This window comes from Gemmiger formicilis, from assembly GCF_900167555.1.
In the GTDB taxonomy this organism is placed as follows: Bacteria; Bacillota; Clostridia; order Oscillospirales; family Ruminococcaceae; genus Gemmiger; species Gemmiger formicilis.
The window spans coordinates 284,007-298,105 of sequence record NZ_FUYF01000001.1; the positions used below are offsets into that span (position 1 = coordinate 284,007).

General features: G+C 59.1%; 11 protein-coding genes and 1 other annotated feature. Of the genes, 5 read left to right on the forward strand and 6 right to left on the reverse strand.

The window, feature by feature from the left end; genetic code table 11:
* Positions 1-52 precede the first annotated feature (52 nt).
* Positions 53-289 (reverse strand) — a binding site (T-box leader).
* A gap of 139 nt (positions 290-428) precedes the next feature.
* Positions 429-1,604, forward strand: coding sequence for an ATP-binding protein (locus B5D32_RS01325; RefSeq protein WP_078783275.1), 1,176 nt, complete (start codon positions 429-431; stop codon positions 1,602-1,604).
* A 53-nt stretch (positions 1,605-1,657) separates the two neighbouring features.
* Here B5D32_RS01325 and ilvA read toward each other — a convergent pair whose 3' ends face one another.
* The gene (gene ilvA, locus B5D32_RS01330; protein ID WP_078783276.1) at positions 1,658-2,863 is read right to left on the reverse strand and encodes a threonine ammonia-lyase; all 1,206 of its coding nucleotides are present in this window, start codon (positions 2,861-2,863) and stop codon (positions 1,658-1,660) included.
* A gap of 280 nt (positions 2,864-3,143) precedes the next feature.
* Between ilvA and kduI the strand changes: the two genes are divergently transcribed.
* Together kduI and B5D32_RS01340 are read left to right on the forward strand one after the other, a co-directional pair.
* Positions 3,144-3,989 carry a 5-dehydro-4-deoxy-D-glucuronate isomerase gene (gene kduI / locus B5D32_RS01335; RefSeq protein ID WP_078783277.1) on the forward strand — a complete coding sequence of 282 codons (846 nt, stop codon included), beginning with the start codon at positions 3,144-3,146 and terminating at the stop codon, positions 3,987-3,989.
* A gap of 126 nt (positions 3,990-4,115) precedes the next feature.
* Entirely contained in the window at positions 4,116-4,925 is an 810-nt protein-coding gene (locus tag B5D32_RS01340) for a gluconate 5-dehydrogenase (protein WP_078783278.1), read from the forward strand.
* 323 nt (positions 4,926-5,248) lie between these two features.
* On the opposite strand, the gene B5D32_RS01345 is transcribed toward B5D32_RS01340, so the two are convergent.
* The 3 genes from B5D32_RS01345 to B5D32_RS01355 all read right to left on the reverse strand — a co-directional run bounded on the left by B5D32_RS01345 (position 5,249) and on the right by B5D32_RS01355 (position 9,476).
* Positions 5,249-6,121: an aldose epimerase family protein gene (locus B5D32_RS01345; RefSeq protein WP_078783279.1), complete on the reverse strand. Its 873-nt coding sequence runs from the start codon at positions 6,119-6,121 to the stop codon at positions 5,249-5,251.
* Positions 6,122-6,273: 152 nt separating this feature from the next.
* The gene (locus B5D32_RS01350; RefSeq protein WP_078783280.1) at positions 6,274-7,758 is read right to left on the reverse strand and encodes a UxaA family hydrolase; all 1,485 of its coding nucleotides are present in this window, start codon (positions 7,756-7,758) and stop codon (positions 6,274-6,276) included.
* A 218-nt stretch (positions 7,759-7,976) separates the two neighbouring features.
* Positions 7,977-9,476 (reverse strand): tagaturonate reductase, encoded by a 1,500-nt coding sequence (locus B5D32_RS01355; RefSeq protein ID WP_078783281.1) that lies wholly within the window; start codon positions 9,474-9,476, stop codon positions 7,977-7,979.
* A 366-nt stretch (positions 9,477-9,842) separates the two neighbouring features.
* Here B5D32_RS01355 and uxaC point away from each other — a divergent pair, with 366 nt between their 5' ends.
* Positions 9,843-11,285: a glucuronate isomerase gene (gene uxaC / locus B5D32_RS01360; RefSeq protein WP_078783282.1), complete on the forward strand. Its 1,443-nt coding sequence runs from the start codon at positions 9,843-9,845 to the stop codon at positions 11,283-11,285.
* A gap of 278 nt (positions 11,286-11,563) precedes the next feature.
* On the opposite strand, the gene B5D32_RS01365 is transcribed toward uxaC, so the two are convergent.
* Positions 11,564-11,935 carry an endonuclease domain-containing protein gene (locus B5D32_RS01365; RefSeq protein WP_078783283.1) on the reverse strand — a complete coding sequence of 124 codons (372 nt, stop codon included), beginning with the start codon at positions 11,933-11,935 and terminating at the stop codon, positions 11,564-11,566.
* Between the two features lie 188 nt (positions 11,936-12,123).
* Positions 12,124-12,555, reverse strand: a complete 432-nt coding sequence (locus B5D32_RS01370; RefSeq protein WP_078783284.1) for an RrF2 family transcriptional regulator — start codon at positions 12,553-12,555, stop codon at positions 12,124-12,126.
* A gap of 487 nt (positions 12,556-13,042) precedes the next feature.
* Between B5D32_RS01370 and B5D32_RS01375 the strand changes: the two genes are divergently transcribed.
* Positions 13,043-13,948, forward strand: coding sequence for a MetQ/NlpA family ABC transporter substrate-binding protein (locus B5D32_RS01375; RefSeq protein ID WP_078783285.1), 906 nt, complete (start codon positions 13,043-13,045; stop codon positions 13,946-13,948).
* The last annotated feature ends 151 nt before the right edge of the window (positions 13,949-14,099 follow it).

Genomic DNA, 14,099 nt, shown 5'->3' on the forward strand with positions numbered 1-14,099 from the left:
CTCCCGTAAGAGGGGCAAAGGATAAAACAAAACAGGCTTTGCCCCCTGTATTCCAAGAGACAAAGCCTGTGTATAGCTCTGCGGTACCACTCTTATTGGGGCAGTGCCCCCACCTCATGGGCCTCCAACAAGGCCCGGCACTGTAACGGGTGCGCCCGTACCGCCCTACTGTGATTTCGGACGGTCTGCTCCGGAATCAGTTCGCGGTCTGCTGCCCTGCTGCCTTGCACCAACCGGCAGCTCTCTGCAGGGTGCGGGACCGTTACTAACTTCCCATCCACGCATTGTCTGAATGTGTGATAAACTATACCGTACTTTTGCAGATTTGTCAAGACTTGTTTGAAAATTCCGCAACAAATCTTGCAACTTTTTGCCACGGCGTTTATACTGGTGGTAAAGAGTGTATCTCTTGGGAAAGGAATATGAATATGCTTCGTAATGAATGGCTGGCCCATTTGGATGGGCTTGTGGTGTTCCGCGGCCTGCTGGCGGCGGAGCCGCTGCGCTCTCTGCACGCGGCGCTGGCGGCGGATGAGGACGCCCTGACGGGCGCTGTCGCCGCGTTTGAGGCGGCGCTGTTTGCCCGCGGCACCAACTGGACCGAGGCCCTGCTGGATGCCGTGCTCGAGGAGGAAAATCTCTGCCTGCGTGTGGCAGCCGGGCAGGATGCCGGGCCCGTGCTGGAGACTGCGCTGAACAGCGAGCTGGACTTTTTGCAGACGCTTGGCCGTGCGCCGCTGGACGAGGTGTTCCCCGGCGCGGCAGTGTTCCTGCCGCGGTGGGAGACAACGCCCGACGCCGACTACCACGCGGCCTATGAGGCGCGCCGTGCGGCCATGGGCCAGAAGGGCTACGGCATGTTTGCCCGCCACCATGTCTTTGCGCTGGAGGACGGGCATCTGGTGCCGGTGCGCTACCCCGACCCGCAGCGTCTGAGCGAGCTGCCCGGCTACGAGCAGGAGCGCGAGAAGGTCATTGCCAACACCCGCGCCCTGCTGGAGGGCCGCCCGGCCAATAACGTGCTGCTCTACGGTGATGCAGGCACGGGCAAGTCCAGCACGGTCAAGGCAATTGCCAACGAGTTTGCGCCCGACGGCCTACGCTTGATCGAGGTGAAGAAGAACCAGCTCTACCAGATCCCCGCCCTGATGGACGAGCTGGCAAAGAACCCGCTGAAATTCATCCTCTTTATTGATGACTTGAGCTTTGCCTCCAACGATGACAACTTTGCGGCGCTGAAGGCGATCCTGGAGGGCGGCGTCGGCGGGCGCAGCCATAATGTGGCGGTCTACGCCACAAGCAACCGCCGCCACCTCGTCAAGGAGACGATGGCGGACCGCAGCGGCGACGACCTGCACGCGATGGACACCCGGCAGGAGCTTATGAGCCTGTCGGCCCGGTTCGGCCTGACGGTGACGTTCCAGCAGCCTGATAAGGACCGCTATGACCGCATCCTGCTGGAGCTGGCGAAGCAGTACAATGTCCAGATGCCCAGCGACCAGCTTTTTATCAAGGGTGCCGCCTTTGCCCTGCGCGCCGGTGGCCGCAGCCCGCGCGTAGCCAAGCAGTTTGTAGAGCTGCTGGCGGCGGGCGTCAAGGTATAAAATTTCTCCACCCTGTAGGGGCGAACAATGTTCGCCCCTACATAGCATGAGAATCAGGCGCGCTCCGTCACCAGCTTAAACCCTGCTTCCGTCAGCTTTTGCTTAATGGTCTCGATCTGCGCGGCATCTCGCGTTTCGAGGCCGAGCTTCAGGAAGCAGCTTGTGATGGCCATGTTCGCATCGCTGCGGTCATGGTGGACGCTGACGACGTTCGCACCGCAGGCGGAGACAATGTCGCTGACCAGGCTCAGCTGGCCGGGCTTGTCCTCCAGCGCGATCATCAGGTTCGTCTTGCGCCCGCTCATAACAAGACCGCGGGTGATGACGCGGGACAGAATGTTCACGTCGATGTTGCCGCCGGAAATCAGGCAGACCGTTTTCTTGCCCGCCAGCGGCAGCTTGCCGAACAGTGCGGCGGCCACCGGCGTGGCACCTGCGCCCTCGGCGACGAGCTTCTGGTTCTCCATCAGCGCCAGAATGGCCGCGGCGATCTCGTCCTCGCTGACCGTAACGATCTCGTCCACGTACTGGCTGACCATGTCGAACGTCGTCTCGCCGGGCGTCTTGACCGCAATGCCGTCGGCAAAGGTCACGGCGCTGTCCAGCGTTTCATATTTGTGGTCGTGGAAGGCGTGCTCCATGCTGGGCGCACCCGCGGCCTGCACGCCGTAGATCTTTACCTCGGGGCGCAGGCTCTTGATGGCGAACGCCACGCCGGAGATCAGACCGCCGCCGCCGATAGGCACGATGACCGCGTCCACATCGGGCAGCTGGTCGAGGATCTCGAGACCAATCGTTCCCTGCCCTGCGATGACCAGCTCGTCATCATAAGGATGAATGAAGGTCATGCCGGTCTGCTCCTGCAGCTCCACGGCGCGGTCATGTGCGTCGTCGTAGGTGCCCTTGACCAGCTCGACCTCGGCACCGAGGCGCTTTGTGCTCTCTACCTTCATAATAGGGGCACCGTCCGGCATACAGACAACGCTTTTGATGCCCATGCGGGTCGCGGCCAGCGCCACGCCCTGCGCATGGTTGCCCGCCGAGCAGGCAATGACGCCCTTCGCACGTTCCTCCGCGGACAGCTGGCTGATTTTGTAGTATGCGCCGCGGACCTTGAAGCTGCCTGTAACCTGCAAATTTTCGGTTTTCAGGTACAGATCGGTGCCGGGGCACAGGCGTGTGGCGGCGATCAGGTCGGTCTTGCGGGCAACCTGCTTCAAGACGAACTTAGCATGGTAGATTTTATCCAGTGTAAGCATGGGCTGTTCCCTCTCTGTTTGACAATAGTCGGGCCCGACCCGGGCTTGCCGGATCGGGCCGGGCCGCACCGTTGCGGCCAAGACACTGACATGAGTATAGTTGAAATTTGCTAATTTGTAAAGTGAAAAATATTCATCGGTAAATTATACAAGAATTATAATCGAGAATTGTACAATTCTACCACTATGTTGTGGGCGCAGAATGCTGTATAATAGATGTAAAGATAGCAAAATATGTTTGCTTTTTAACAATCACCTTTATGAGGAGGCAATTTCCCGTATGGATATCCGTTATTCCTGCAACCAGCGTGATTTCAAGCGCTACACCACCGAGGAGACCCGCAACGAAATGCTCATCACCGGCCTGTACAAGGCAGATGAGATGGTCGCCGTCTACAGCCACGTGGATCGCATGGTCACGCTGGGCTGCATGCCTGTGCACGAGGAGGTCTCCATCGACAAGGGCATTGATGTATGGGCCAACTTCGGCACCCACTACTTCCTGGAGCGCCGCGAGATCGGCATCTTCAATATTGGTGACGGTGCCGGCACGGTCACGGCGGATGGCAAGGAGTATCACCTGAACTACAAGGACTGCCTGTACCTGACCAAGGGCAACCAGAAGGTCACCTTCAAGAGCGACGACCCGGAGCATCCGGCCAAGTTCTACATGGTCTCTGCCCCGGCCCATTGCAGCTATGAGAACAAGCTCATCACCATCGAGCAGGCCGCCAAGCGCCCGCTGGGCAGCGTCGAGACCTGCAACAAGCGCACGATCAACCAGTTCATCCATCCCAGCGTGCTCAAGACCTGCCAGCTGTCCATGGGTATGACCGCTCTGGAGCCCGGCAGCAACTGGAACACCATGCCCAGCCACACCCACGAGCGCCGCATGGAGATCTACACCTACTTTGAGGTCCCCGAGGGCCAGGTCGTTTTCCACATGTGCGGTGAGCCCACCGAGACCCGCCATATTGTCATGCACAACTATGACGCGGTCATCAGCCCGTCCTGGAGCATCCACAGCGGCGTAGGTACATCGAATTACACCTTTATCTGGGCCATGGGCGGCGAGAACATGGAGTTCGATGATATGGATAATATCGCCACGACTGATTTGCGCTGACCGCAAGAAACGCACATATTTTGCGCCGGCTTGCGCAAGATATGCGCAACTATTTACTTTAATTCTCGCGCCCCAGTGATGGGCGCCGGAATATATGACTGTTACAAACTTAGGAGGTTTTGCATCATGTCTGTTTGCACCCCGAAATCCTTCGACCTGACCGGTAAGGTCGCCCTCGTCACCGGCGCTTCCTATGGCATCGGCTTTGCTATTGCCACCGCTATGGCCAACTGCGGCGCCAAGATCGTCTTTAACGACATCAAGCAGGAGCTGGTGGACAAGGGTCTGGCCGCCTACAAGGAAGCCGGCATTGAAGCCCACGGCTATGTCTGCGACGTCACCAATGAGGACGCCGTCAATGAGATGGTCAAGAAGATCACCGCCGAGGTCGGCCACATCAATGTGCTGGTCAACAACGCCGGTATCATCAAGCGCATCCCGATGATCGAGATGACCGCTGCCCAGTTCCGTCAGGTCATCGACGTTGACCTGAACGCCCCCTTCATCGTCGCCAAGGCTGTCATTCCCGATATGATCGAGCAGGGCGGCGGCAAGATCATCAACATCTGCTCCATGATGAGCGAGCTGGGCCGCGAGACTGTCTCCGCCTATGCTGCTGCCAAGGGCGGTCTGAAGATGCTGACCAAGAACATCGCCTCCGAGTACGGCAAGTACAACATTCAGTGCAACGGCATTGGACCCGGCTACATCGCCACCCCGCAGACCGCACCCCTGCGTGAGATCCAGCCCGATGGCAGCCGTCATCCGTTCGACCAGTTCATCGTCGCCAAGACCCCTGCCGAGCGCTGGGGCAAAGCCGAGGATCTGGGCGGCCCCGCCGTGTTCCTGGCTTCCGAGGCTTCCGACTTCGTCAACGGCCTGATCCTCTACGTTGACGGCGGCATCCTCGCCTACATCGGCAAGCAGCCCGGCTGATTTACTTTCTTCGAGAAGAAAGTAAACAAAGAAACTTTCAAACAATAAAAAGGACATCCGCTTGTGAAAGGGCGGATGTCCTTTTTTTGTTGCACGGTAGGGGCCGGGCATGCCCGGCCCGGCAGTGTATGGTAAACGGACGCTTGCGGGAATCTCCCGGGCCGCATATATGCGGCCCCTACACCTCTGCCGCCCTGTAGGGGGCGGCGTCCCCGACGCCCCGCAGGGGGAAGCAGCTTACGGGTAAGACGTAGGGCGGCCTGCCCTCAGGCCGCCGCGGAGGGGTCAAGACCCCTCCCTACAAAACGACCCGCAAGGGGGCTTTACCCGATGGTCACGCTCCACTTGAACTCCTTGCTCTCGCCGGGGTTCAGTTCGATGTGATGGCCTGCCTCGTTGACGGAGTTGGCCCAGCCGTTCCAGGGCTCCATGCAGACGAAGCTCTCGGCGTCCTGCTGCCAGAGCACGCCGTTGGTGAAAACGCTCTCGTCAAAGCTGACCGTGACCTTGTGGCCGTTGCCGGAGTCGGTGAAGCGCATCGGGCTCTTGACGCCGGTCATCAGGCGGATGGAGTCGGCACTCCCCTCCTTGCGGGTCAGGGTGATGGTCTCGGGCGCGGCGGGCTGCTCGCCCTTGGCGCTTTCGCTGCAGGTGGCGGCGTCGATGTCAAACGCGACGTTGTCCAGCTTGCTGGCGGCGAAGTACGGGTGGAAGCCGACGCTGAACGGCAGGGCCTTGTCGCCGGTGTTGACGACGGTCAGGGCCAGCGTGGCGGTGCTGCCGGTCAGGGTGTAGCGCATGGTCAGGGAAAAATCGAACGGGTAGACGAACTTTGTCAGACCGTTGGGGGTCAGGGTCAGCTCAATGGCGGTGTCGTCCGCGCTCTTGACCTGCCACGGCACGAGGTCGGCCAGGCCGTGGACCTCGATGGGATAGGCCGCGCCGTTGAAGTGGTGCACGCCGTCGTCCGGTTTGCCGCAGTTCGGGAACAGGATGGGGATGCCGCAGCGCGGGCGATCCGTGGACTCGAAGTTTTTGTCGCGCAGCCACAGGTATTCGTCGCCGTTTTTGGTGAAGGATGTGGCCATGCCGCCCTTCTCGGGTGTGACGGTGAAGGCGTACTCGCCGTCGGTCAGGGTCAGGGTCTTGTAGGAAGCACCGTATTTTTCATAGGTGCCGGTAGTCAGAGTAGACATGATAAGGCTCTCCTTTGTATGCACGTAGGGGCCGCACATGTGCGACCCGCAACTTTGTGGAAAGCACCCGATTGCGGGTAAGTTGCGGGCCGGGCATGCCCGGCCCCTACAGCGTAGTGGATTTTTCGTGTTTAATTATACCACAAACAGGCTTACAATACAACGCCATCCTTAAAGATCGAGATCTCGCGGAAGCCCTTCTTCTCGGCGCAGGTCTGCTTGCCGGAGGCAACATCCAGCACAAGCTGGTACAGGTCGGCACCGGCCTCGTCCAGCGTGCGCTCGCCGTCCGCGACGACACCAGCGTTGAAGTCGATCCAGGTCTTTTTTCTGGCGGCCAGCTGGCTGTTGGTGGCAATTTTCAGCGTCGGCGCGGGGGCACCAAACGGTGTGCCGCGGCCCGTGCTGAACAGCACCATGTGCGCGCCCGCAGCAGTCAGCGCCGTGGCGGAGACCAGGTCGTTGCCGGGGCCGTACAGCATGTTCAGGCCCTTGGTGGTGACGGGCTCGCCGTAGTCGATGACATCCATGATCGGCGCGGAGCCGCCCTTCTGCACGCAGCCGCAGGACTTGTCCTCCAACGTCGTGATGCCGCCCTGCTTGTTGCCCGGGCTCGGGTTGTCGTAGACGACCTCATTGTGGCTGATGAAGTACTCTTTGAAGCCGTTGATCATCCTGACGGCCTTCTCAAAGACCTGCTCGTTCTGGCAGCGGTCCATCAGGAAGCCCTCGGCACCGAACATCTCGGGCACCTCGGTCAGCACGGTGGAGCCGCCGCGGGCGCACAGCATATCACTGAAGCGGCCAATCGTCGGGTTGGCGGTGATGCCGGACAAACCGTCCGAGCCGCCGCACTTCATGCCGACGACCAGCTCGCTGGCAGGGATCGGCTCACGCTTAAACTGCGCGGCGTAGGCGGCCAGCTCTTTCAGGATCTCGCGTCCCGCGACCAGTTCGTCCTCAACGTCCTGGCAGGTCAGGAACTTGACGCGGTCATGGTCGTAGTCGCCCAGCTCGGCCAGGAACTGCTCATGGGTCAGGTTTTCGCAGCCCAGGCTCAGCACCAGAACCGCGCCCGCGTTGGGGTGACGCACCAGAGATGCCAGCAGCTTGCGGGTCTGTGCGTGGTCATGGCCGGTCTGGGAGCAGCCGAACGGATGGGTGAAGGTATATAGTCCGTCGATGCTGCCGGTCACAAGGTCCTGATTGTCGCGCACGAGCGCCTTGGCGCAGTCGTTGACGCAGCCGACAGTCGGGATGATCCAGATCTCGTTGCGGATGGCAGCGCGGCCATCCTTGCGGCGGTAGCCCATGAAGGTGTCAGGCGCGGCGGGGGTCAGCGGGTGCACATTGGGGTGATAGCTGTACTCGATCTCACCGGAGAGATTCGTGTGGATGTTGTGGGTGTGCATCCAGGTGCCGGGCACGGCGTCCGCCGTGGCGTGGCCGATGGGAAAGCCGTATTTGATGACGTTTTCGCCGCTTTTGATAGGCGCAATGGCCATCTTGTGGCCCTGGGGGATGTCCTCAATGGCGGTGACGGTGGTGTTATCGACGGGGACTGCCGTGCCTTTGGCGATGGAATGCAGGGCGACGACGACGTTGTCCTTGGGGTTGATCTTAATGGCGATAGGCATAAGATGTCTCCTTAGCTTCTGATAAAAGTGGGGCCGGAGGGCAACCTCCGGCCCCAATGGGGTACGTTTTAAGCCTTCCCCCTTGGGGGAAGGTGGCCGTAAGGCCGGATGAGGGGCGGGTGTGCGGGGGCAGACCGTAAACGGTCAATATCGGCAGACTCGGCCCTCATCAGTCGGCTGCGCCGACAGCTTCTCCCGATGGAGAAGCCTTTGGACGCTTACAGGCAGGAAGCATACGCGGCCAGTGCGCCGTTCTCGCGGATGTTGGTCAGATTCTTGACGGTGGCCTCCTCGAAGCCGGGAACCTTGGTCAGGTCCTGGCCCCACATCTGCTCGTTGGTCATGACGGCATGGACCAGCGTCGGGACATCGTCGTTCTTGTGCTCGTTGTAGAATTCAAGGACCCAGCGGTCATCGGAGACGGTGTACTCGTTGCCCTTGGCGCGCTTGCAGACCAGACCCTTGTCGGTCAGCTCCTGCACATCATTGCTGTAGAAGGCAATGTAGGCGGCGAAGCTCATGGTCAGGCAGGTGGGCAGCTTGCCGTTCTTCCCGACGTACTCGAGGAAGGACGGCATGTTGCGGGCACGCCACTTGGAGGTGGAGTTCAGAGAGATGCTCATCAGCTCATGGTTGACGAACGGGTTGTTGAAGCGGTCCTGCACAGCAGCGGCGAACTTCTTGCAATCATCCTGATCCAGCGGCAGGATGGGCACGACCTCGTCCAGCAGCATCTTGTTCATGTAGCCCAGAACGGTGGCGTCGTGCATGCAGTCACGGACGATGTCAAAACCGGCCAGATAAGCGCCCAGCACAAAGCCGGTGTGCGCGCCGTTCAGGATGCGGACCTTGCGCTTCTTGTACGGGCTCATGTCGGGGGTCACAAAGACGCGGCTCTCGAGACCGGCCTTGCGGAAGGGCAGCACGTCGTTCAGCTTGGTGTCACCCTCGATGACCCAGACGCCAAAGACCTCGCCGACGTCCAGCAGGGGGTCAGCGTAGCCGTGCTTCTGCTCAAGCTCGGCGACCTCCTTCGGGTCACGGATGCGGCCCGGAACGATGCGGTCAACCAGAGAACCGCAGAAGGTGCAGTCCTCATTGACGTACTTCCTGAAGCCGTCGTCCAGGCCCCACTGGTCAATGTACTGGTTGACGCACTTGAGCAGCTCCTTGCCGTTGTTGTCGATCAGCTCGCAGGCCAGCATGATGATGCCCTTCTTGCCTGCCTTGTAGCGGTGGTACAGCACCTGGGTCAGCTTGCCGGGGAAGCTGGATGCGGGCACGTCCTCCAGCTTGCAGGCGGGGTCGTAGACGATGCCTGCCTCGGTGGTGTTGGAAACGATGATCTCAAGATCGTCGCTGGCGGCGACGTCCATCATCTGCTTAAAGCCCTCCTCCTCATACGGGTTCAGGCAGCGGGAGACGCTGGAGATAACGCGCTTGTCATCGACCTTACGGCCGTTTTCACTGCCGCGCAGATACAGGGTGTACAGACCCTCCTGCTCGTTGATCATCTTGGCCAGGCCGGGGGCGATGGGCTGGACCAGAACGCACTTGCCGTTCCAGTCGGCCTTCTCGTTGGCCAGATCGAACCAGTAATCCACGAACGCGCGCAGGAAGTTGCCCTCGCCGAACTGCAGGACCTTCTCCGGGGCGTTTTTCAAAATATAGCCGTTGTAGCCGGATTTTGCAAGAACTTCATAATTCAAGGTATCCATATATGCTTCTCCTTAACATGAACAAATCTGGTGCGCAGCGGGGGGCTGCAGCACGTTCTGTTACCTGCATTATATTTTCTTTAGGCCGTTTCGTCAAGATTCATTCCGTAAACAGCGCACATATTTTGCGCAGTTTTGAGGCCAATTTTGGGATTCCGCATCTTGCACAACAAAGAACCGCACTTTTTGGCTATAATTTCGATTAACAAGCAATTTTTGCAACTTGTGCAAGGTAAAATAGTTATGTATAATAATAGCAGAGCATGCTGTTTTGGGTCATCTTTACAGCGCAAGGTATGTGCTATCAGGGCCCGGGGCGGCATTCCCCCGACTATCATTTATAACATCATTAAGGAGCGTCTGTACATGAAAGCATTTATGGACAAGGACTTTTTGCTGGAGACCCCTACCGCGCAGCATCTGTACCACGACTATTCGGCCAAGCTGCCCATCGTGGATTACCACTGCCACATTCCCCCGCAGGAAATTTATGAGAACCGCCGCTTTGAGAACATCGCGCAGGTCTGGCTGGGCGGCCATCAGGTGCTGGCCGACGGCAGCGACTACTATTTCGGCGACCACTACAAGTGGCGCGTGATGCGCTCCAACGGCGTGCCCGAGGAGTACATCACCGGTGACAAGCCGGATCGTGAGCGCTTTCAGAAGTTTGCCGAGAGCCTGGAGATGGCCATCGGCAACCCGATGTATACCTGGTGCCACCTCGAGCTGAAGAAGTACTTCGGCTATGAGGGCGTGCTGAACGGCGAGACCGCCGAGGAGGTCTGGAACCTCTGCAACGACAAGCTGCAGCATGACCCGAAGCTGACCGTCCGCGGCCTGATTGAGCAGAGCAACGTTGCCATGGTCGGCACCACCGACGACCCCATCGACTCCCTCGAGTGGCACAAGAAGATCAAGGAAGACCCGACCATCAAGGTCGTCGTCGCCCCGTCCTTCCGCCCCGACAAGGCCCTGAACATCCGCAAGGAGGGCTTCGCCGATTACATCCATAAGCTGGAGGAAGTTGTGGGCCGCAAGTTTGCCTGCGCAAATTGCGTTGTCAGTGCGCTGGAAGAACGCCTGGAGTTCTTCGTCGAGATGGGCTGCCGCGCTTCTGACCACGGTCTGGACTACATCCCCTTCGCTGAGACGAACGCTGAGAAGGCAACTGCTGCCTTCAAGAAGGCCATGGCCGGTGAGACCCTGACCAAGGAGGAAGGCGACGAGTACACCACCTACCTGCTGCTGAAGCTGGGTGCCCTGTACAAGAAGCACAACGTTGTCATGCAGATGCACTACAGCTGCCTGCGCAATGTCAACGACAAGATGTACCGTAAGCTCGGCCCCGACACCGGCTTTGATATGATCGCCGTGACCGATTGCAGCGCTACCATCAGCAGCCTGCTGAGCGCACTGACCAAAGAGGACGCCTGCCCGAAGGTCATCCTGTACAGCTTGAACCCCGCCGACTTCGACATGCTGGGCACCATTCTGGGTGCGTTCCAGGATGACGAGATCCCCGGCAAGATCCAGCTGGGCTCCGCCTGGTGGTTCTGCGACACCGACGACGGCATGTACCAGCAGATGAAGACGCTGGCGCGTCTGGGCCTGCTGGGCAACTTCATCGGTATGCTGACCGACAGCCGCAGCTTCCTGAGCTACACCCGCCACGAGCTGTTCCGCCGCCTGATGTGCAACCTCATCGGCAACTGGGTCGAGAACGGCCAGTACCCCAACGACGAGAAGTCTCTGAAGAAGATCGTCGAGGGCATCAGCTATTATAATGCGAAGCGGTATTTTAATCTGTAATTGAGATAGTGCGATAAAAATTTCCCGCCTGTAACGTGTTGTACAGGCGGGATTTTTTGTTGGTGGTAACGGGAAAAGGCAAAAGCCCCTCAGGCCTCGCAAGCTCGGCCAGTCCTTCGGACCCAGACCCCTCTGTCGCTCCGCGACATCTCCCCGCGCAGCGGGGAGTCACCCCACTGCGTGGGGCGCCTTTTTGCGCGGGCGAAGCCCGCGGGAAAGCCTCCTCGCAGCGCGGGGAGGTGGTCAAGCGAAGCGAAGACCGGAGGGGCTCTGCCTGTTTACGGCTGCCTTGACTTCTCGGCAAGTCGTTTTTTTACCTCAATATCGAGCTGCCTGCACACCCCATCAAAATTCCGTATTATATCTAAATTGGAAAATCGCAGCACCTGTATCCCCTGCTGCTGCAAATAGGCGGTGCGGCGTTCGTCGTAGGCCTTGCCCGCATCCTCATAGTGCTGGCCGCCGTCCAATTCAACAGCTAATCCAGCGGCACAGCAATAAAAGTCCAGAATATACGGTGCGACGAGCTTTTGACGGCTGAATCGAGGAGAATAGCCGCGAAGGAAGTCGTACCAGAGGTGGCGTTCCTCTTTAGTCATATCGTGACGGAGCTTGCGGGCACGGGAAAGGAGTTCTTTGTATTCGGGCATGGTAGGCTCCTTTTTGTTGGTGGAAAGTGATGGAAAACGGGTAGAGCCCCTCAGGCCTCACAAGCTCGGCCAGCTCCCCACTGCGTGGGGCGCCTTTTTGCGCGGGCGAAGCCCGCGGGAAAGCCTCCTCGCAGCGCGGGGAGGTGGTCGAGCAAAGCGAAGACCGGAGGGGCTCTGCCCGTTCCCGGTTACTCACAGCTTTCCTGTTCCTCCGGCACCTCGGGCATCGTCCGCAGCTGCTCCAGCGTGATGCCATCCACATATTTATTGATCAGGTCATTCAGCCCGGACCAGAAGTCCAGCGTGTGGCACTGGCTGCGGTGGGGGCAGTCCACCGACGACGCCAAACACGGGATGGCCGTCAGCTCGCCCTCGACGGCGCGCAGGATCTCGCCGGAGGTGATCTCCCCTGCCGGGCGCGCAAGCCGGTAGCCGCCCTGCGCACCGCGCACGCTGGATACCAGCCCGGCCTTCGCCAGCGGGGTGACGATCTGCTCCAGATATTTTAAGCTGATGCGCTGCTTATCACTGATGTCCTTCAGCGGGATCAGGTCGTTGGGGCGGTTGGCCAGTTCCACCATCAGGCGCAGGGCATAACGGTCACGGGTCGAAAATTTCATGGTAAAGCTCCCTTTATCGGAATTAGTAACACTAATCATAGCATAATTCTAGGAATTTTGCAAGTTGTCAACCTATTAAAATAGTAGGATATATGCAAAATGCCGAAATGTGCAATTTTATGCAAACAAGTGTTGACAGAATCGGTTCACAGGCGTATACTGTGAGCCATGGAAGGCAAACAACGCCGACCAAAGATTCAAGAAAGGGGTACAGAACCATGAATGCAGTCTGCTTTGGTATGATGATGTGCATGTGCATGATGCGTAAGCGTCCTGTGCCAGCTTTCTTGTGCGCAAATTACAGCGCGTAATGAAAACTTGCAGCGGGATGCCGGAAAGCCGACATCCCGCTTTTGTTTGGAAAGGAAGTTTGTGACTATGGAAAGAGGTTCCGTTTACAAGCAGCCCGGTGTGCGAATGTGACGCTTTGAGGGAAGCTGACCGTTCAAAACCAACACACCTGACGATATATAAAGGAGAATTTACCATGAAAAAACTGATTTCTGCAACGCTCGCCGCTTCTCTGGCCCTGTCGCTGGCCGCCTGCGGCTCCTCCGCTTCTACTGATTCCGTCGCCGCATCCTCTGAGGCTGCCTCCACCGAGAGCACCGCAGCTTCCTCCGAGGCTGCCGAGTCCACCGCCGAGACCAGCGAACTGGCCGGTACGACCCTGAAGGTCGCTGCCTCCCCCACGCCCCATGCCGAGATCCTGAACGTGGCCAAGGAGATTCTGGCCGAGCAGGGCATCGACCTCGAGGTTGTTGAGTTCAGCGACTACGTCCAGCCCAACCTCGTCACCGAGAACGGCGAGGTTGACGCCAACTACTTCCAGCACACCCCCTACCTCGACAGCTTCAACGAGGAGAACGGCACCCATCTGGTCAGCGTCGGCGCGGTCCACTATGAGCCGTTCGGCATCTATCCGGGCAAGAGCGATGATCTGGCAAACATTGCGGACGGCGCGACCATCGCCGTGCCCAACGACACCACCAACGAGGCCCGCGCTCTGCAGCTGCTGGCCGCCCAGGGCCTGATCACCGTCCGTGACGGCGCCGGCCTGACCGCTACGGTCAACGACATCACCGACAACCCCCACAACCTGCAGATCAAGGAGATCGAAGCTGCTCAGCTGCCCCGCACCGTGCAGGATGTTGACTTCGCCGTCATCAACGGCAACTACGCAATGGAGGCCGGCTTCTCCGTCGGCAAGGACGCTCTTGCTACCGAGGATGCTTCCTCCGAGGCTGCCCAGACCTACGCCAACGTACTGGTTGTGAAGGAAGGCCGCGAGAACGACCCCGCCATTCAGGCGCTGTACGCTGCCCTGACCGGCGACAAGGTCAAGGATTACATCAACAGCACCTACGACGGTGCGGTTGTGCCGATTTTCTAAGATAAAGCCTCGCACCGCCGTAAACGGGCACGGGCGGATATGGAATCCGCCCCTACGGTACGGCAGGCAACGAAATTGTAGGGGCGCATTCCATATGCGCCCGCTGGCAGAACGCAAAGAAAAAACTTGCAACCTGTCAGAATAAAGCGTA

Coding starts and splice junctions, on each gene's coding strand:
- B5D32_RS01325 (WP_078783275.1), top strand. CDS start 429: ATGCTTCGTAATGAATGGCTGGCCCATTTGGATGGGCTTGTGGTGTTC.
- ilvA (WP_078783276.1), bottom strand. CDS start 2,863: ATGCTTACACTGGATAAAATCTACCATGCTAAGTTCGTCTTGAAGCAG.
- kduI (WP_078783277.1), top strand. CDS start 3,144: ATGGATATCCGTTATTCCTGCAACCAGCGTGATTTCAAGCGCTACACC.
- B5D32_RS01340 (WP_078783278.1), top strand. CDS start 4,116: ATGTCTGTTTGCACCCCGAAATCCTTCGACCTGACCGGTAAGGTCGCC.
- B5D32_RS01345 (WP_078783279.1), bottom strand. CDS start 6,121: ATGTCTACTCTGACTACCGGCACCTATGAAAAATACGGTGCTTCCTAC.
- B5D32_RS01350 (WP_078783280.1), bottom strand. CDS start 7,758: ATGCCTATCGCCATTAAGATCAACCCCAAGGACAACGTCGTCGTCGCC.
- B5D32_RS01355 (WP_078783281.1), bottom strand. CDS start 9,476: ATGGATACCTTGAATTATGAAGTTCTTGCAAAATCCGGCTACAACGGC.
- uxaC (WP_078783282.1), top strand. CDS start 9,843: ATGAAAGCATTTATGGACAAGGACTTTTTGCTGGAGACCCCTACCGCG.
- B5D32_RS01365 (WP_078783283.1), bottom strand. CDS start 11,935: ATGCCCGAATACAAAGAACTCCTTTCCCGTGCCCGCAAGCTCCGTCAC.
- B5D32_RS01370 (WP_078783284.1), bottom strand. CDS start 12,555: ATGAAATTTTCGACCCGTGACCGTTATGCCCTGCGCCTGATGGTGGAA.
- B5D32_RS01375 (WP_078783285.1), top strand. CDS start 13,043: ATGAAAAAACTGATTTCTGCAACGCTCGCCGCTTCTCTGGCCCTGTCG.